Consider the following 19,656-nt stretch of genomic DNA (forward strand, 5'->3'; position numbering starts at 1 on the left):
TATTCCCTATCGGTTTTGTTATTTTTTAAACGACAAAAGCAGCCTTCTCAGGCTGCTTATTATTTAGGTTGCTTGAACCCTTCAGAACTCGTAGTTAACACTCAGCTCCACTGACTGCTCTTCACCGAACCAACAATTACTGTTGTCGTAACAGGTGTAGTACTCTTCATTAAACAGATTGTTAACCAAGAAGTTTGCAGATGCACCCGACAGAGAATCGGACATCATGCCTAAATCGTAGCCAATAGATAGATCAACAACTGTGTAAGATGGCACCATACCTTGAGTATTCGAAGCATCCATTTGCATCTCACCCATGTATCGAGCACCAGCACTAAAGCGTGTTCCCGCTAAGACGCCACTATAAACGTTGTAGTTCCCCCACAGTGTTGCCGCATGCTCAGGCACATAAATAGGAGTGGTTCCTTCAAGATCTGGGTTTACATCTTCAGTCACTTCCATATCCAAGTAGGTGTAACTTGCCTGAATATCTAGCTCTTCAGTAACAAACCAACGCCCTTCAAGTTCCAGACCTTGAGAACGAACTTCACCCAGCTGAATTTTAGCTCTGTATGAAGGATCTGAAGGGTCAGCAACAATGGAATCTTGTTTAGTGATATGGAAATAAGATGCCGTGAACTGCTTGTCCATATCTGGAGACAGGTATTTCACACCGACTTCTACTTGTTCACCTAGCTGAGGCTTCAAAGATTTACCATTAATATCTGTACCAGCAGCTGGCTCAAAACTTGTTGCATAACTTACAAATGGTGACAAGCCATTGCTTAATTCGTATAGCGCCCCTACACGATATGAGAACTGGTTATGATCGGCTTCATCTTTACCATCATAAGTTGGTAGGTCACTACGCTTGTCGTCCATTGCTTTAAACATGTCATAACGACCACCAGCGAGTAAAACTAAGGCGTCGTAACGAACTTGATCTTGGAAATAGAAACCAAGTTGCTCAGTCGAGATATCATGGGTTTCACGGTAATTTTCTTGAAGGCTGTCTCGATCCAAAAGATCATTATTTGGGTTATAAACATTGAAGCCGTAGAAACCAGCGTTAGCGGTGTACTCTTTGTAAAGAGAGTCACCATCCAATTTGATGTAATCAACACCGAAAAGAAGGTTATGTTCTAATCCACCAGCCAAAACAGTACCTGAGACTTGGTTGTCAATTACAAAGCTTTGTGACTCTTCATCAGTACTGTATACATTTCTAAGCATCGACCCAGTAGCAGGATCGAAGTTTGTCGAACGGTGATATGTGTTCTCTTGATACAGAGAAGCGTCTGTATAACGAGCATTCTGCAAAAATGACCAGTTGTCGTTAAATTGGTGATTAATTTTGTAACCCACCATAAGTACTTCACGCTCGAAAGTACTCCAATTCTTGTCACCCATTGATACCGATGGATCATGATATTTAATCGCTTCCAAAGGCATCGCAGAGTTAGTACCCATTGCTGGATCATTTTGATAGTAGAGGTTGAAATTAATCAGCGTATTATCAGATGCTTGCCAATCTAAAGAAGGAGCAATTACATAACGCTCTTCTTCCGCGTTATCTACTTGGCTATCTTGTTTACGTGCCAAAGCTATCAAGCGGTATGAAAGGTCGCTGTCACCAATCTGCCCAGTTGTGTCAATCGATGCTTCCATTAGGTTTCTTGAGCCTGTCGCAACACCAACCTTAGTAGAGCCATCACTTTGTGGTGTTTTCGCAATCATATTGACCATTCCACCGGGTGGCATTGCACCATACAGAACCGACGTTGGTCCCTTAAAAACCTCGACTTGTTGAATTGCAATCGGATCAATCTGTGGCTGTAGGTTCCAGCCAGTCAAAAATGGCAGTACTAAACCGTCGTAGTAACTTTGGTTATTGGTGAAACCTCGAATCGAGAAAGTGTCGTACATTGTTACTGACGCACCCTTCTGCTCAGTCACGACACCGGGCGCATAACGAAGCGCTTGATTTAGGGACTTCACACCACGCTGTTCAAGTTGCTCACCTTCAATGACTGTAATGCCTTGTGGAGTCTCTTCCGGCTCCAATGCAGATTTGGTCGCAGTATTACGATAAGCCTTACCTAGAATCGTCACTGTTTCTAGGTTTTGGTCAGAGTCGGTCTTCGTTTCTTCTGCGTATGCTTGAGCTGATAACGCACTAACGAGCGCGACGGCGAGTGCTGAATACTTGAATTGAGTGTGGGTGTTCATGAGTCCCTCAGATACCAATGCTATAGTTAAATAATAATAAATCTCATTTGCATTGTATGTATCTGACGTCTCGATAATTAACAATTTGGTGCAAACATCCATAAAAAAGGGCCAATTGCTTACGAAAAAAGCAATTGACCCTTATTTTAATATGGTCAAATTATAGATTACCCATGTATTGAGCGTGGTTGATTATACTTTTACGATTGGAATCCAGTATTCCATCTCAGCGTTATCAGACTGCGATTGATACGCCTTTGGATAAACTTCAAGTTCATAACCGTCTATGCCTCGGTAACCCGATGTTGGCAACCAGTTTAGAACAAACCATGACAGAGTCTGAGGTAGCCCTTGGATAGGCCCTTTATGCTTAACCACAGCATAGGTTTGCTTTGGTACGGTAAGCACTTCTAGCTTTTCTGACACCACACTCGGCAACAATGGGATAGAAACTTCATCATCTAAAATCACACCCGCCCAGTATTTTAGATTGGTACCGTCAAAATTGGCCTGAGTGATATCAACGACCCCAATAAAGCTCAGGTCTTGTTCTTTAGGCAATACCACATCATGTTCTAAGCGCGCCCAAAGTTGTGGCACCTTTTGAGCAAAGTCTTGGGTAAGAGAAAACAGGCCACTGATCTCTGTGCTCATCCCCTTAATCAAGAAAGCATCACTCTCATCGATTCTCACTTCAACAAAACGTGCCCTTCCCTGCTGTTCAACCGCAACCGAAAAATCAGAGACCTCAATCGGCTTTTTTAAACCTACTCTTTTTCCACTCTTGCGGTATTGGCTCGGACTTATATCAAACATCTGCTTAAATGAACGGCTGAAACTGATTTCTGAGTTGAAACCTAATGCAATGGCAATGTCGATCACTCGTTGGTCATCATCAAGAAGTAGCTCCGCTGCTCTGCTTAACTTAAGTTCACGAACGTAGTTCGCCACTGTCATGCCGGTTTCAGACTGGAAGACACGCTGTAACTGCCAACGAGACCAACAACTCTGAGTCGCAATCTCTTCCAAAGAGAGAGGGCTGCTCAAGTTGCTATGAATAAAGCTCAGGACCTTACTAATTCGGTCAAATGCAGGGGTGTTTCTATTCAAGGTGATTACTTCTTCGTCTTCGCTGATTAATAGAACAAAACGTCACATTCACAATACAAATATTAGTATCATTAACACTGATTGGGGTCACGCTCCGTTTGCCGTTCGGTCTATATATTTCTTCAACCTACAAGCTAATGCCCCAATTTGTATGGTGAAGCGCTGATAGTTTGGTTATGATAACGAAATTGATTATCATTTATACCATTCTTATGCTGGCTCAGATTCACGATATTGTTACTCGTAAAAAAGCTCCACCCCTTCATCAAAAAGTATTCTCACTTTCTAAAGAAGTCACACCTTTCTTAAAAGGTAGCTATGGGCCGATTTACAGCAGAAGCATAGTGATCAGCAACCCAAACAGTCATAAAGAAATTAAACGTGTTTATGATAGCTTGGCAAAAAGCCATCCGGAAGCGGGTAATCCATATTGGTTAACGCGTACTTGGGATCTGCTGTGTTGGCAACCGATTTACGTCACCTTCATCTCCATTTATGCGCTGCATTCACTGCCTGATATCCAAAATATTGGTCAGTCACGCCTAAAAGGTTTTATCACTGGCTACCGATTTGGTTCCGATGACCACCAGCATGGTACTCCAGAGACTCTAATCCCCGAAGCTGGCAAAGCGCTGTTGGCTTTGGCCGAATTCTACCGAGCTCAAATCAACACATGGACACGTATCCGTCCGGGTTTTACTCAACATCTAATGGCAGATCACCTATTAGCCGCGTTGATTAAGGTTCAGCGTCATCATAATGAGTTTACCAATGAGTTCATTCTCGAACAGGCTAAGTTGTGGCTTGAGGCGTGTGAGCTGCCAGCTCGTCACCTAAACAGCCTGAAGGTTGATCCAGACAACGGTGGTATGTTGAAGCTAATCAGGACCAGTTGTTGTCTCGTCTATAAGTGTGATTCACGAAAAATCTGCGGTGATTGCCCCCGCCATCCAGACAACAAAGGCCAAGCAGCCAAAGCCGCTAAATAGTAGACGGCGTCGAGTCTTCCATCCAACACAGGTTATTTATGTTCAAGCTCTCTAATATTGAAGTGATACGTGACGACAGGACTATTTTAAAGGTTCCCAACTTAACCATTCCCACCGATAAACTGACTGTCGTATTGGGGCACAATGGTTCCGGTAAATCGACCTTAGTTAATTTGCTCTCTGGGCAGATGGATGCCGAACATGGTGATATCCAGCTCGATTCTACTGCGCTAAGCTCACTAAAAAGCAAAGAACTCGCTAAACGAATCGCCTACCTGCCTCAAAAGCTCCCTACTTCTGCTGGGCTGACAGTGTCTGAATTAGTCAGGCTTGGCCGTTTTCCTTGGCGCGGTGCCTTTGGACGTTGGAACCAAGAAGACGCATCTATTATTGAAAAAGCGATGGCACGTACTGGTGTGTCACAGTTTTCGCAAGCGCTCGCCGATGAGCTTTCGGGTGGTGAAAGGCAGCGAGCTTGGGTGTCTATGCTGCTAGCCCAACAGTCGCCGTTACTGATTCTAGATGAGCCCACTTCTGCGCTCGATGTTCATCATCAGTTTCAGCTCATGAGCTTGCTCTCTGAACTGAATAAAAACGAGGGTGTCGGGATTATTGTGATCCTGCATGATCTCAATTTAGCGCTGCGCTATGCAACCCATATTATTGCACTAAAGAAGGGTGAGATCGCTTTTGAAGGCGGCACAGATAAGCTATTGGATGAAAAAACGCTGTCAGATTTGTACGAGTCGCCAATCAAACTGATCGATCACCCTGTTCCAGCGAACACGCTCGCTAGCCAGAAAGTGGCCGTCGTTTGTGAGTAATACGTTCAACTCATATTTTTATTGAAGCGCACAACAAGCTAAGCATTCGCTTGTTGCGCCTCAGGGCTGTTAAAACCACGAGTAATGTTGATCAAAGTGATCAGAGCGAACACCGAGATCACGATCGACAAATGCCACGCTTCGCCTAAACCAATCTGCACTAAGCCCATACTGACTAAAGACGACACCACCATTTGTCCGCCTCCAGACATTGCCGCAGCAGCGCCCGCATTCTTCTTATATGGCAGCATCACCAAAGCTTGAGCACATGGCAGCGCAATACCGTTTCCAAGAATCATCAATAACTGTCCTAACATCAGATACAATGGCTCTAACGGACAGAAAAATAGCCAAAGAGCTGCGCTAATATGCAAAGCTGGCGTAATTAACAGCGTCTTTTTGCTACCTAGTAACGGGCGAAGTCGGCTGCAAAGGCTGGTACCTCCGAGCATACCCAGTGCAGGTATCACCGCCCACATCGCATATTGATCCGAAGTCATACCGATTTGGTTTTGCATAATGAAGGGCATCACCGAGACTGTGGTGATCATCAAGCTGAAGTTAAGCCAACCGATACTGGCAAAGCTCAAAAAGTATCGTGAACTCAGCAGCTCTTTGTATTGCAATGCCATTCTTTTTGGTGATGGAATCGATGAGAATTGGCTGACCGTTTCCTTGAAGCGAAATGCGATCACAAACCACACCAAGCTCACATACCCTAACAGCGAAATAAACACCATGCTCCACCCAAAGTGGAAGTTAATAAAGCCACCGATAACAGGAGCAATTAATGGCGTGATTGAAGCCACCATTGCGATGTAAGACATGGCAATTGGCAGCTCTGCCCCGGTATACCTATCTCGGGTTGACGCCCTTGCCAAAACAGCACAGCAGCCAGTACCTAGCCCTTGTAGGAAACGACCAAGCACCATGTTTGAAAATGAATGGCTCAAAAAGATGATGACTAACAAACCCATAAGGGCGATCAGTAAACCCGTCAGTAACACTTTTTTGCGCCCTAACGCGTCCGAGATAGGACCATATAAGAATTGAGAAGGTCCAAACCCTAGCAGGTAGACACTCACCAGCAGTTGCGCTTGTTCTAGTGAAATATCGAAGTCTTTCGCTATCCACGGCAGTGATGGAAATACCAAGCCCATGCTGAGCTGGCCAACACTGATGATCAGACAAGCGAGTAAGATCGTTTTAAATTCAAAACCGGACTTCATGGCTGCACAACCTAACTTTGATAAGCGTAAGTGGGAACAAAAAGAAACAACGCTCAGTACACAAACAACCTTGCGGTGTTATTACTCAGCATTCGAGAAAAAGACGGCATAACATACGCCACATGGTTTATGCATACAATAGTATTTACATTTATTTTCGAAATAGTCACTTTTCACAATCAATTGTAACGCTACACTAAAGGCAAGGGACTATTTGGAGAGACAATATGAAATTAAGTCATTGTATTACTGCCACTTTGACAATCGCTTTCACCGCGCCTAGCCAAGCACTTCAGGTCGAAAAGATCACCGATGGGTTGTTGATACCTTGGGGACTGGCCTACGTCGACGACAGTAAAATGCTGGTGACAGAGCGTGAAGGTGTGATCAAACAGGTTGACTTAAAGACTGGTGAACAACAAACCCTTTTCCGTTTACCCGATGTATGGGCCAAAGGACAAGGTGGTGCATTGGATATTGCACTCTCCCCTTTTGAAGATAATAAGATTTACGTTACCTACAGTAAAAAGCAGCAAGGCGATGCGGTAACGGCGCTCGCGAGTGCCAACTATAACGGTGAACAAATTAGTGATTGGCAAGATGTGTTCGTGACTCAATCTCTTACTGACACAGGCCGCCATTTTGGCAGCCGTATTACTTTCGACAAAAACAGCCTCTACTTTTCAATTGGTGACCGAGGTGAACGCGACAATGGTCAGAATACCCAAACTCACGCTGGTTCGATATTGAGGCTGACGCCTGACGGTCAAGCACCCAAAGACAACCCATTCGTAAAAGACAGTAAGGTACTCGATGAAATTTGGAGCTACGGCCACCGCAATCCACAAGGGCTTTTCTACGACCAAAAAACCAAGAAGCTTTGGTCGATAGAGCATGGTCCGAGAGGTGGCGACGAGATCAACCTAATTAAGAAAGGTGCAAACTACGGCTGGCCAGTGACGTCTCATGGTAAGGAGTATTGGGGACCAATTAAGGTTGGCGAAGCCGAGACGAAGAAAGGTATTGAGTCGCCAGTCAAAGTCTACGTTCCCTCGATTGCTCCCGGCAGTTTAGTGCTCTACCGAGGAGAGAAATTCCCTGAGCTTGATGGCAAGCTGTTAGCGGGTGCCTTAAAACTCGCCCACATTAATGTGATTTCACTGAACAAGAAAAACCAAGCCACGGCAGAAGAGCGGCTGTTTGAAGATATGGGCGAAAGAATTCGAGATATTGAAGTGACGCCTGAGGGTGACATCTACTTTAGTACCGACAACGGGAACTTATACCGACTGAAGCATTAGATTAGGCTTGATTTAAGGGGCTGGCAATCACTCTATCAAACTAGACGATGAGGCCAAGTTATGGGTAGTCGTTTACTCTACTTGGCCTAAATTGATGTTGTTATAGATGCAATATCAATGTGTCGATATTGGATATATACAGAAGTAATAATAAGGTAAGTGCATTGGTTTGAGACTCATAGAATTCTGTTTTTCGCCTCACATTTCATAGCCATTATTGATATTTATAACTGTTGAATTAGTGCTTTGACTCCAGTTTTTTATAAAAAAACACACCTATCTTTCACAAAAAGTACAACAAAACACCATACCATTGTAACTCCATGATATCTAAGGAATGGAAAGTTTGACTGCCTCCAAACTTCTGCAACCTTTAGCACTATATCCCATTGACACCGACCCTGTTTGATTTAGACTCGATTTCGGCTAGAAAGAAAGTTCTTTGTATATAAACATATCGTCGGATTACTAGTAACCCCCCGTTGTGTTGTACGCAATAGCAATAAACTTTTCCACGCTATCGGTGCCGCAATAGGCTCAAATAAAAAATAATTTAGGATATCATCATGTCTAACACAGTTACTGGTACAGTAAAATGGTTCAACGAAACTAAAGGTTTCGGTTTCATCCAACAAGAGAACGGTCCAGACGTATTTGCACACTTCTCTGCAATCGTTGGTGACGGCTTTAAAACTCTTGCTGAAGGCCAAAAAGTTGAGTTCGTAGTATCTCAAGGTCAAAAAGGTCCTCAAGCGGATAGCATCAAAGTAATCTAATCGATTGCTTCAAAGCATTTCTGAAATAGCCAGCCTCTGCTGGCTATTTTTTTACCCAAAATTCATCCATTTAAGGTAAGATAAAGGTCAATTTATAATACAAGACAGCGCTAATGGCTCTTAAACCTACAATCTACAAATTCCGTATCTCACTCACCGACATGAACCGAGATTACTACGACTCGTTCAACCTCACTATCGCTCAGCACCCTTCAGAAACAGAACAACGCATGATGGCGCGTATTATGGCGTTTTGTATCAACGCATCGCCAGAACTGCAGTTCACTAAAGGGTTGTCGACTATCGAAGAGCCTGATCTATGGCAAAAGTCTCTTGACGATCAAATCTTAGAGTGGATCGATGTCGGAGAGCCAGATCCTGAACGCGTTAAAAAGGCAACGCGCTTAGCCAAGTCTGTCAAAGTATTCAGCTTTAATACCAAATCAAATGTTTGGTGGGAACAGAACCGCGGTAAGTTCGGTTACCTAAACGCTCAAATTGTTCGCCTAAGCAATGAAGGCATTGAACAAATGGCAGAAATGACTGAGCGTACAATGGATCTTTCAGTGATGCTGACTGGCAACTCTGCGTTTGTGAACAGCGATACCAAGTCTGCAGAAGTGACTTGGGAAGAACTGCAAAGCAACGAATAACATCAGCACTATGAGCAAACTAGAACACTGCCTATCAGAAGCGGGTTTCGAGCAGATTCAGGCGTTAAAAATCGGGTTTGAGCAAGAGCACAAAGACTTTGTTCAACACAATAAGGCTTTGTTTAAGCACGCATGTGAAAACAAGCCTGAAAATTCGAGCATTCAAACGCTATTGGGCCTGCTGACGAAGACGCACATTGATGCAACTTACGAATTCAGTGCCGACAAAGACGCTAGCGAAGCCATGTTGCAGGTACTAGAAGAGACGGTAGGCCAAGAGCACAGCCAGAAGTTTAATCACTCAAGTTCGAAGAAACTGCAATTCGTTACTCACCTTTGGCTATTTGTTCAAGGCCGTATGGGTATGGACTACAGCCTAGCCAACGATCATGCAGAAGCTACCGCTAACTTGTTGTCACGCTTTTCAAAAAGCACTGAAGATGAAGTCCGAGTCGAGTTCATGGCGAGCTTTTATGATGGCTTGAACATCTACCAAGCACACAATAAGCCATCGGGCTTGATTCATAGCTTTAAGCGTTTGTTTAACCTGCCTTAATCGCTTCAAATTCTGATAAATATTGCGCTTTGCTACCTGTAGAGCGCTTTTATTCTCATTCATTGCCTCCTCAAGAGACTCCCTACTACACTCGTTCCTCACGCTAGGGAGTGATGAAAGTCAGATACAAAAAAGCCCCGCTGAGTGCGAGGCTTCGAAAATTTCTTGTCGACTTACATAAGCGAAATCGTACTTAACTCATCAATCGTGGATTAGCGCAAACCGTGTAGGAACTCATGGCGAGTTGCTGGGTTTGACTTAAAGATACCACCCAGTGCAGTCGTCGTTGTTTCACTGGTTGCATCCATCACGCCGCGAGACTTCACACAGTAGTGAACGGCGTCCATTGTTACTGCAACATCATCGGTTTCTAGCAGAGTTTGCAATGCGACCAAGATTTGCTGAGTCATGCGTTCTTGAACTTGAGGACGCTGGGCAAAGAAGCGAACAATACGGTTGATCTTAGACAGACCAATGATCTTTCCACGCGGGATATAAGCGACGGCTGTTTTACCATCGATAGTCACTAGATGGTGCTCACACGTGCTGGTTACTGTGATGTCTTTCACGCGAACCATTTCACGTACGCCCATCTTATTTTCGATAACCGTAATTTTAGGGAAATTGGCGTAATCTAAGCCTGAGAAGATCTCATCAACGTACATTTTTGCAATGCGATGTGGCGTTTCTTCTAAGCTATCATCGGTTAAATCAAGTTCTAGAAGAGTCAGAATTTCACGCATATGGTGCTCAATTCGTTCTTTTTTCTCTTCACGGCTTACCTGATTCGGGCTCATTGGTGTTTCTAACCCGCGGCTCGCTAGCGCATCTTTAACCAACTTCGCTGATTCGCTAAGACCTGACATTGAACTTCCTCTCCTATTACCCCTTTTGGATGGCAGACAAGGATACTCGGAATTTTGAATAATTACACCCATATTTTAAGGGAGGTCATTATTTACGGGCCTTAAACTATGCTAAAGTGGAATCAATTTCGTTGATACCCGTGTACCAACAAACAAATCAAAATAATAACGATCAAAGGAATTCAATTATGGGCTGTTGCGACGCTCCGGGCTTAATGCCAATTGAAGAAGCACTTGATAAGCTGCTATCACCAATCACACCGATTCAAGACACACTGTCACTGCCATTAGCGGATGCTCTAGGCTACGTTCTCGCTGAAGATGTTCTCTCACCGATTTTTGTTCCTCCTTTTGATAATTCAGCAATGGATGGTTATGCCCTTCGCCTAGCGGACCTCGAGAATGGATACACCCTTCCATTAGCGGGCAAATCCTTTGCCGGCCAACCTTTTGAAGGTGAATGGCCACAAAACACCTGTGTGCGCATTATGACTGGCGCTAAGATTCCAGAAGGTTGCGATGCGGTCATCATGCAAGAGAATACGCGTGAAACCGAAAACGGCATCGAGATTCAGCAAACTGACATCAAGCCGAACAACAACATTCGTCCAACGGGTGACGACATCAAGCAAGGCGACGTTGTACTGAGTAAAGGCGAACGTCTAACACCTCGTGATATTCCAATGATCGCGTCTCTAGGTATTAGTCACATTCAAGTGTTGCGCAAACCTAAGGTCGCGTTCTTCTCTACTGGCGACGAACTGAAGCCACTTGGTCAGCCTCTTGAAGATGGTCAGATCTACGACAGCAACCGCTACGGTATCAAGCCTCTCATCGAAGCATTTGGCTGCGAAGCGATTGATCTGGGTATCATCCCTGATTGCCCTGCGACGCTAAAACAGACTTTTGAAAAAGCACAAGAAATAGCAGATGTAGTGGTCACTTCTGGTGGCGTTAGTGTTGGCGAAGCGGACTACACCAAAGACATCCTTGAAGAGTTAGGACAAATTGGCTTTTGGAAACTCGCGATTAAACCGGGCAAACCTTTTGCGTTTGGTGAATTAGAGAACGCTTGGTTCTGTGGCCTTCCGGGCAATCCAGTATCTGCAGTTCTAACCATGTACGTACTTGTACAACCTATGCTCGCGAAGCTAGCCGGCAACACAGCGTGGAAGGCACCTGAATCTATTCCAGCGACAACGCGTTCAGCATTCAAAAAAGCACCGGGTCGTACCGACTATCAACGTGGTATCTACACCATCGAAAATGGTCAGTTTGTGGTAGAAACAACCGGTAACCAAAGTTCTGGCGCATTCCGCTCGATGAGCCTTGCAAACTGCTTTGTCGTTCTTGAACGTGAACGTGGACGCGTCGAAGCGGGCGAAACCGTGCAAATCCAGCTGTTCAACTCAACACTCTACTAACGGGGCTTGTTAATGGAAATTTTGTCTGATGCGGAAATGCTTCGCTATAACCGCCAGATCATTCTCAAGCAGTTCGATTTTGATGGGCAAGAGGCTCTAAAGCAGAGCTCAATCCTTGTATTGGGTGCTGGCGGTCTTGGTTGCGCAGCCGCGCAGTACCTCGCTACTGCCGGTGTGGGCAAACTGACCCTTATTGACGATGATGTGGTTGAGTTATCAAACCTACAAAGGCAAGTGCTGCATACAGACGCCGATATCGGGAAGAAAAAGGTGCAATCAGCGGCTGAGACACTCCAGTTGCTCAACCCTCACTTAACCGTTGAGACCATCGACCGACGTTTGTCAGACGAAGATCTAAGTGCTCTTGTGCGCTCTCATTCTCTGGTTTTGGATGCGTGTGATAACGTAGAAACACGTAATCAGCTTAACCGCTTATGTTACCAAGCAAAGACTCCATTGGTTTCTGGCGCTGCGATTCGTATGGAGGGGCAAATCAGCGTATTTACCTACCAAGACGAAAACGCTCCGTGTTATCAATGTCTGAGCGCCCTATTTGGCTCTTCAGCACTAAGCTGTGTCGAAGCTGGCGTTATGGCACCCGTGGTAGGTATGGTAGGTGCGGCGCAAGCGCTTGAAGCGATCAAGGTTATTGCTCAGTTCGGCTCTCCCAAAGAGGGCAAACTGCTTATCTTGGATGCGATGTCGCACAGCTGGCGAGAAATGAAATTGATGAAAATGCCTAGCTGTCCAGTATGTGGCGAATCTAAATAAGCATCGCACTTTAACTGTCTCGTCCTAAAATACTGTCCAGCCCTAAAACACGTTTACTCTTAAGAGCCTCACTCCTTGGATTGAGGCTCTTTTTCCTATCCACTTCCACTTATTTTCATTTTGAAAACTCTCTACGCTACTCAAGTTATTTCGATTCCAATTCAATTCTCATTTTGAGAAAAACTAAAAACAAAAATATAAAACCAACAAATACAACAACTTAAAACTGGCATAAGAATTGATACTCATACATTATCTTCCACTACAAGGATGTTGACATGAGAATCCCAACGTTAAGTTTGCTACTCGGTGCACCGCTTCTAGCACAAGCTGCCCCATTCGACACTTGCCCAAGCAAGGCATACCTATTCCAATCTACGCCAGTGCAAGTATATGGCGTTAACCTAGTCACTGGTTCTACTACGTTATTGCAGTCAGACACAGGTATGAACGCCAATATTAATGGTGTCGGCTTTAGCTTTGATGACCGCTATATCTATGGTTATGACACCACAAACAAAAGAATCGTAAGACTCGGGTCGGATTTCCAAGCTGAAGTGGTCAACACCAGTGGTCTACCGACCGACCACACCTTTTATGTCGGTGATGTTTATAACAGTACCTACTACCTGTACCGAACTGGAAAAGGCTTATTTACTATTGATTTGACGCCACTCGCGACAGATCCGAATGCTGTTTTACCTGTCGTTAAAGTTTCTGATATAGCCACAGTAAAACTGACCGATTTTGCGTTCCACCCGAGTGATGGCAAGCTTTACGGTATCGACAATAACTCTGGTGTGCTCTACTCCTTCGACCCTGACACCGGCGCTACGACGTCAATTGGTGATACCGGAGAAACGGGAACATTTGGTGCGGGCTACTTCGACGTGAATGGTAACTACTACGTGTCGCGTAACCAAGACGGCAAAATCTACCGAGTGAACCTATCTCCAGATAACTCAGCCAATATCGCTGCAGGTATCGTCCCTGCAGTTGAGTTTGTCTCTAATGGCCCAAGCTCAAACCAAAATGACGGCGCACGTTGCGCAAACGCTCCTGTCATTGATGAAGACTCGAATATCGATTTTGGTGATGCACCAGACAGTTATCTAACACTGCTTAACAGTAACGGTCCTCGACATGAACTTGATGGCGTGACTTGGCTAGGTAGCGAAGCCCCAGATGGCGAACAGGATGGCTTTGTGTCTCCTCAGTCTGATGAGACAACAGGTGTCGACGACGAGTGGACTAACGGTGGTATCGGATTTGTCACCGCACTCGAAGCAGGTTTGGATTCCAAAGTAATGATAGAAGCCTCTACCACAGGTTACTTATCAGCATGGATAGACTGGAACCAAGACGGCAGCTTCGATGGCGAGAACGAGAAAGTCTTCTCTGATTATCAACTTGATGCCGGCGAAAACGAACTTTTCCTCAACGTCGATGTTAACGCATTAACTGGTACGACTTGGGCGCGATTCCGTTTCAGTCAACAAACCAACCTTGAATACTATGGCGGTTCAACATCTGGTGAGGTTGTTGATATCCAAGTCGATGTTCTCAACGATGGCGCAACTGCTCGCTATTTCCCAAGTGCATCGGGTTATGCGACGTTAGCATTCGAAGATAATTGGCCTTACAAAGCCGACTACGACATGAATGACGCAGTTCTTCGCTACCGTATTACTGAGATTCTTAAAGACGGAAAAGTCGTTAAATCAACGATTGATGGTCGCTTAGTGGCGGTAGGCGCTGACTACCTCAACGGATTTGCGGTTCGTCTGCCTAATCTTGCACCGAGTTCAGTTAACACGGCTAACTCATACATGAAAGAGAATGACGCGTTCACCACTCTTGATATGGAAAGCGGTCGTAGCGAAGCTATCTTTATTGTCGCAGAGAATCTAACAGAGAAGACGACTTCCAACTGTGATTTCTACCGTACGCAAAACAGCTGTAAAGACGATGAACAGTTTGCTTTCCAAATCGGTATCACTCTGGATGGTGATGGTATCGACACCAGCGAGTGGACTGATATGCCATACGACCCGTTCATCTTCGCAACACCGGGACATTACCACGGTCCAAACTTACCTCTACATCCGGGTCGCAGCTGGGAGGTGCACCTAGCCGACCAAGCACCGACCGAGGCGTTTGACAGTGCCAACTTGTTTGAAACCGGTCTTGGTGTGGATGACAGTAGCCCAAGTGAAGGCAAGTACTTCAAAACAGCAGAGAACCATCCGTGGGCACTGATGATTACATCAACAACCGAGTGGGAATGGCCACAAGAGCGTGTAGACATCGTTACGGCTTACCCACAATTCAAAACCTTCGCAGAATCAGGTGGTGAAGACGCAGAAACTTGGTTCCAATCGCCAGAAGCGGGTCAATGCTACGACCTATCGTCTGAGGAGTAATCATGATGAATACGCAAATAAAAACCTCAAAGACACAAACGAACAACCAAAACCTAGAGTCATCGGCACAGCAGGGTCTTCTTACACAGCGCAGCCCTCTAACACAAGGAAGCAGAGCCATGGTTAAACAAGCTTCACTGATTACCCTACTCGCCAGTACCACACTACTCTTCGGTTGTGGAGGCGGTGGCGGAGGTGGTGGTTCAACTGCGGCACCCGCTCCAGCAGTGGCGAGTACCATGTCAGACTTAACCGTACCCGATGGCTTTGATTATAACCCTGTGGACCAGCATGACCTTGATATTGATATCAGCCATATCTCAACAAGTCGTTCATTTGTCTCAGTATATAGCCGTTACTCTGAACGCAGTGATTCCAGCCTAAAGCCAGACTATTCAAGTCGACTATTAGCGGGTTCACTGACCAACGGACAGTTCAGTTCTTCGTTTACTGCGCCTATCAGTGAGGAGAACCTACTTATCGAAATCTGGTTCTATGACGGCCAAGAACCTCTACAGCAAGTCATCTCTTCGGATACCTTGCAAGTAACATGGTAATGGAAACCTTAGGTGGTTTGATTTGAGCCTAACACTCATTAGGTAAACCACCGATAAAGCGAGTTCATTAGAGCTCGCTTTTTGTTGTTAATTGCCTCACGAACTTTTCTCACTCTATTCGCAATCGGTGTTAACTGACGTATCTTTTAGATTAGATAATCTTCAAACATGGGTATATAAATTACTATCTCTATGAAACAGATAAAGTCTGCATTTCTCATCCTTGGCATTGGCGTCATCGTCCTTATTACGTTAATTCAAATAACAACGCCGGACTCATCGCCCGTCGAAAAGCGTGGCGTAGTGCTGAGCAATACCTTAACTCAATCTCTTGATGGTCACCGACGCTACCTAACAGTAAAACTTGATGATGAGCCAACCTTTAGACTTTCTGTCCCTGCCTCTCTTGATTGCCCCATTGATTCCATCGTCATTGTTGATGCATTATTGAATCAAACATCTGAGCATTACAGCTATAAATATCAACGCTGTATCGCAGCAGATAACACCCAATAGCTCGTCAGTGACAACAGCTTTAGATATTTCAATTCAAACAACAAAAATAACACAGGAAGTGGAGCCCCATGACTCAACCTCTTATTACACCCGCTCAGTTGAACGAACTACTGCTACAACAAGATATTATCCTTCTAGATGCCAGTATCGAATTTCAAATCCCAGGTGAATCGCCAAAAATCACCGACCAATTTATTCCTGGTTCGGTTAAATTCGACTACGACAAAGACTTTTGTCATAAGCACACTTTACTTCCACATATGTTCCCAACTGAAAAGCACTTTAATCAACGTGCTCAAGCGCTCGGAATTAACAAAACAAGCACAGTCGTTGTCTATGACAATGCGGGTACTTTCTCTTCACCACGCGCTTGGTGGATGTTCCACGCAATGGGACACACCAACACTCTGATTCTGGATGGTGGTTTACCAGCATGGGTAGAAAGTGGCTTTGAGACGGTGTCGGAGTACAAATCGGTTGAAGTATTGGGTAACTTTGAGGGCAAGCTGGAAAGCGAGCATTTCATTGATGCAAACCGCGTTAACGAGAGCTCCTCATCTCAACAAGCCAATATTCTTGATGCGCGTTCTCAAGCTCGTTTTGATTCTAAAGTACCAGAGCCTCGCCCAGGTCTAAGAAGCGGACACATTCCAAATTCGGTGTGTTTGCCATTTGCTCAGGTCATGGACAACGGTCGTATTAAGCCTGCTGAAGAGCTGAAAGCCATCTTCAACACCGTAAGCCTGGAGCAAGGTTTACCAATGATCTTTAGCTGTGGTTCAGGTGTAACTGCTTGTATTATCTTGCTAGCAGCGAGACTGGCAGGCTTTACCAACCCAATGAGTGTTTACGATGGTTCCTGGACCGAATGGGGAGCGAATGAATCTCTGCCAATAGAAGTGACGCAGGCATAGCATGATCGAAAGGCATAATCGGCAGGAATATCACACTAATGGATATGAACCATAAATGACGGGGACGCATAACAAATAATTTTGATCGAAAAGATACTGAGTTGCTATGCAGTTTGTTACTATACAACACCAAAAAAACGGCGTACTTATATCTTTTCGATTCAAGGTTTCTCAAAATCAGCCGTTACATGAATGTTATCTAGACCCAAGGGCGTTGTATGGCTGTATTCAAAAAAAATATCTGGACGTTGTACGTATTGATCGTACTGCTGACTGCGATACTTTTTTCTGCGTTTGGCCTTATCAAATGGCAAACCAATCGTGATGACTTCACGCGCCAGCAACATATGCAGTTGGAGTTGTTCTCTAACTCTGTCGATTCCCTGCTAACTAGCCAAGAAGCGCTACTTGAAGTTGTCGGTCACCAAATGATTCAGCAGTCGGATTTTACTCGAACTGCGGCTATTCAAATTCGTCCTATTCTAGACAAGCTGCTCGACACCCACCCCGCTATCGCCGCCTTTGGCTTACTCAACCCTCAAGGCGAGTACCTTGCTGTTAGCTCGAACTTGATGTTGGGCGAACAGCGTAACCTTCTCGACTACGATTACACTCGTGATTCGTTTTTAGAAGCGATTGAAAGCCAAAAAATGGTGTTGGGCAGAACCTACTTCCAGGATTCATTGGGCACCTTGATCATCCCGATTAGAAAATCAATTTCTACTAACGGTAAAGATGTGGCAGCCGTGATGACCGCCGGATTAAAACTCAATAGTACGATTCTGTTTAAGAAAAACGTAAACACGGCTGAATACAATAGCTTGAGCCTACTGCGCGACGATCTTTATCGACAATTCTATTCAAAGGATGTGGTTTCGCTGAGAGCGTATTCGACGCCCGTTGATAGGGATATGGTTCAACGCATCGCGGATAGTTTTGCACAGACCTATAAAATCGATATTCAAGATGCGAAAAACAGCGAAAAGATCTACTCAGCGATCATCGATGACTCAGGACAAAACTGCATCGTCACGACAACTTATCTTAAAGACTACAAGTTGTGGGTGATCGCGAGCACCGACCTTCCCTACGTTGACCAAGTATTTTGGAAAGAATTCAGCATTTATATTGCTGTGTTCCTATTGCTGCACGCAGGCTTCTACGCTCTGGTTAAGTCTATTTCGAAGAGCGAGCTTCGTACCCGCACGCAGCTTATCTACCAAGCAAACCACGATCCGCTGACCTCGTTACCGAATCGCTTCTATATGCGCCAAAACATCAGCAAATGGCTTGATGACGAGAAGCATCCGTTTACTTTACTGTTTATCGATATCGATAACTTTAAGAGCGTCAACGACACCCATGGTCATGACTTCGGTGATAAGATCTTAAAACAGATCGCGCTGCGCCTAAGTCGCTTCCAATCACGCCTTAGCTTGGTAATCAGAGATTCAAGTGACGAGTTCTTGTTTTTAACACCACTCACTAATGAAAGCGAGTTACACCGCTTGGCCGAGCGAATCATTGAGGTGCTGTCGAAGCCTTACGACGTAGACGAAGCACAGTTCCTACTAAGCTGCAGTATCGGCATTGCACAGTTTCCGCACCACGGTAAAGATCTGGATAGTCTTCTGCGTTCAGCTGATATCTCAATGTACAAAGCCAAACAGCAGCAGAGCTCCTACAGCATGTTTACCGCTGAAATGCAGGAAAAGCACCTTTATAAGATGAAGGTGGAACAAAAGCTGAGAGTTGCCGTAGAAAAGCAAACGCTGTTTATGGTGTTTCAACCACTGTTGCGCGCTGATGGTAGCATTCACGGTGTCGAAGCACTGGTGCGTTGGATTGATGACGAGCTTGGGTTTGTGCCACCTGACATATTTATACCTATTGCCGAGAAGACAGGTTTAATGCCTAGGCTCGGCGCATTCATCATTGAGTCTAGCGTTCAGCAGATTGCTCACTTGCATCGCATCGAGATGTTTAAGCTGGGACTATCAATCAACATTTCGGTTCGCCAGTTCATGCATGCGTCGTTTACTGACCACTTATTGGCAACATTGGAAAAATACCAGTTCCCAAGTGATTATCTAACATTGGAGATCACCGAAAACCTATTTATTGAAGATGTTCAGCAGGTTCGCCCTATCTTTGAATCTCTCAATGATAGAGGAATCAAGATCTCGTTGGATGACTTTGGTACGGGTTACTCATCTTTGAGCATGCTGAAAGCTCTACCTATTTATGAGTTAAAGATAGACAAAAGCTTTATCGAGAACATCAACTGTGATGTTCAGTCGCTGACCATGGTTCAGAACATCATTGCCATTGGTAAAAACTTTGGCATGGTGGTACTCGCGGAAGGTGTCGAGACGAAAGAGCACTTTGATGTTTTGAAAGCTTGTCACTGTGACTTAATGCAGGGCTATTACTTCTCTCGTCCAATACCGTATGAGGAACTCAGCCAATACCTAAAGCACTACACACCTTCAGTTGAAGAAGAGTGTGAAGCATAAAA

17 protein-coding genes are annotated in these 19,656 nt (G+C 44.9%); 13 read left to right on the forward strand and 4 right to left on the reverse strand.

The features are described from left to right. Nucleotides 1–81 precede the first annotated feature (81 nt). Nucleotides 82–2,229, reverse strand: coding sequence for a TonB-dependent siderophore receptor (locus KI655_RS14435; RefSeq protein ID WP_285406261.1), 2,148 nt, complete (start codon nucleotides 2,227–2,229; stop codon nucleotides 82–84). A 192-nt stretch (nucleotides 2,230–2,421) separates the two neighbouring features. Continuing rightward, a complete protein-coding gene (locus KI655_RS14440; RefSeq protein WP_285406263.1) occupies nucleotides 2,422–3,339 on the reverse strand; it encodes an AraC family transcriptional regulator in 918 nt (305 codons plus the stop codon). A gap of 212 nt (nucleotides 3,340–3,551) precedes the next feature. Between KI655_RS14440 and KI655_RS14445 the strand changes: the two genes are divergently transcribed. Both KI655_RS14445 and KI655_RS14450 read left to right on the forward strand, forming a co-directional pair. Further along, nucleotides 3,552–4,328 carry a siderophore ferric iron reductase gene (locus KI655_RS14445; protein ID WP_285406384.1) on the forward strand — a complete coding sequence of 259 codons (777 nt, stop codon included), beginning with the start codon at nucleotides 3,552–3,554 and terminating at the stop codon, nucleotides 4,326–4,328. A 38-nt stretch (nucleotides 4,329–4,366) separates the two neighbouring features. Continuing rightward, a complete protein-coding gene (locus KI655_RS14450) occupies nucleotides 4,367–5,152 on the forward strand; it encodes an ABC transporter ATP-binding protein (RefSeq protein WP_285406267.1) in 786 nt (261 codons plus the stop codon). Between the two features lie 38 nt (nucleotides 5,153–5,190). Here KI655_RS14450 and KI655_RS14455 read toward each other — a convergent pair whose 3' ends face one another. Next, on the reverse strand, nucleotides 5,191–6,381 hold the full coding sequence (locus tag KI655_RS14455; RefSeq protein WP_285406270.1) for a multidrug effflux MFS transporter: 1,191 nt from the start codon (nucleotides 6,379–6,381) through the stop codon (nucleotides 5,191–5,193). Between the two features lie 227 nt (nucleotides 6,382–6,608). On the opposite strand from KI655_RS14455, the gene KI655_RS14460 reads away from it, so the two are divergent. From KI655_RS14460 to KI655_RS14475, 4 genes are all read left to right on the forward strand, one after another. After that, a complete protein-coding gene (locus tag KI655_RS14460; protein WP_285406273.1) occupies nucleotides 6,609–7,682 on the forward strand; it encodes a PQQ-dependent sugar dehydrogenase in 1,074 nt (357 codons plus the stop codon). A gap of 566 nt (nucleotides 7,683–8,248) precedes the next feature. Next, entirely contained in the window at nucleotides 8,249–8,458 is a 210-nt protein-coding gene (locus tag KI655_RS14465; RefSeq protein ID WP_032552737.1) for a cold-shock protein, read from the forward strand. A gap of 113 nt (nucleotides 8,459–8,571) precedes the next feature. Next, nucleotides 8,572–9,111, forward strand: coding sequence for a YaeQ family protein (locus KI655_RS14470; protein WP_255231968.1), 540 nt, complete (start codon nucleotides 8,572–8,574; stop codon nucleotides 9,109–9,111). A gap of 10 nt (nucleotides 9,112–9,121) precedes the next feature. Next, nucleotides 9,122–9,667, forward strand: coding sequence for a hypothetical protein (locus KI655_RS14475; protein WP_285406278.1), 546 nt, complete (start codon nucleotides 9,122–9,124; stop codon nucleotides 9,665–9,667). Between the two features lie 212 nt (nucleotides 9,668–9,879). On the opposite strand, the gene folE is transcribed toward KI655_RS14475, so the two are convergent. Next, nucleotides 9,880–10,533, reverse strand: a complete 654-nt coding sequence (gene folE / locus KI655_RS14480) for a GTP cyclohydrolase I FolE (protein ID WP_150870299.1) — start codon at nucleotides 10,531–10,533, stop codon at nucleotides 9,880–9,882. A gap of 188 nt (nucleotides 10,534–10,721) precedes the next feature. Here folE and moeA point away from each other — a divergent pair, with 188 nt between their 5' ends. From moeA to KI655_RS14515, 7 genes are all read left to right on the forward strand, one after another. Next, complete coding sequence (gene moeA, locus KI655_RS14485) at nucleotides 10,722–11,957, forward strand: molybdopterin molybdotransferase MoeA (protein ID WP_285406280.1); 1,236 nt, start codon at nucleotides 10,722–10,724, stop codon at nucleotides 11,955–11,957. A gap of 12 nt (nucleotides 11,958–11,969) precedes the next feature. Next, on the forward strand, nucleotides 11,970–12,728 hold the full coding sequence (moeB, locus tag KI655_RS14490) for a molybdopterin-synthase adenylyltransferase MoeB (RefSeq protein ID WP_285406282.1): 759 nt from the start codon (nucleotides 11,970–11,972) through the stop codon (nucleotides 12,726–12,728). A 278-nt stretch (nucleotides 12,729–13,006) separates the two neighbouring features. Further along, entirely contained in the window at nucleotides 13,007–15,151 is a 2,145-nt protein-coding gene (locus tag KI655_RS14495) for an LruC domain-containing protein (protein WP_285406284.1), read from the forward strand. Nucleotides 15,152–15,156: 5 nt separating this feature from the next. Beyond that, nucleotides 15,157–15,708 (forward strand): hypothetical protein, encoded by a 552-nt coding sequence (locus tag KI655_RS14500; protein WP_373417263.1) that lies wholly within the window; start codon nucleotides 15,157–15,159, stop codon nucleotides 15,706–15,708. A gap of 192 nt (nucleotides 15,709–15,900) precedes the next feature. After that, entirely contained in the window at nucleotides 15,901–16,224 is a 324-nt protein-coding gene (locus KI655_RS14505) for a hypothetical protein (protein WP_285406290.1), read from the forward strand. Between the two features lie 68 nt (nucleotides 16,225–16,292). Continuing rightward, a complete protein-coding gene (locus tag KI655_RS14510; RefSeq protein ID WP_285406293.1) occupies nucleotides 16,293–17,138 on the forward strand; it encodes a sulfurtransferase in 846 nt (281 codons plus the stop codon). Nucleotides 17,139–17,356: 218 nt separating this feature from the next. Further along, a complete protein-coding gene (locus KI655_RS14515) occupies nucleotides 17,357–19,654 on the forward strand; it encodes a bifunctional diguanylate cyclase/phosphodiesterase (protein WP_285406295.1) in 2,298 nt (765 codons plus the stop codon). The last annotated feature ends 2 nt before the right edge of the window (nucleotides 19,655–19,656 follow it).

Source organism: Vibrio sp. D404a, from assembly GCF_030248535.1.
In the GTDB taxonomy this organism is placed as follows: Bacteria; Pseudomonadota; Gammaproteobacteria; order Enterobacterales; family Vibrionaceae; genus Vibrio.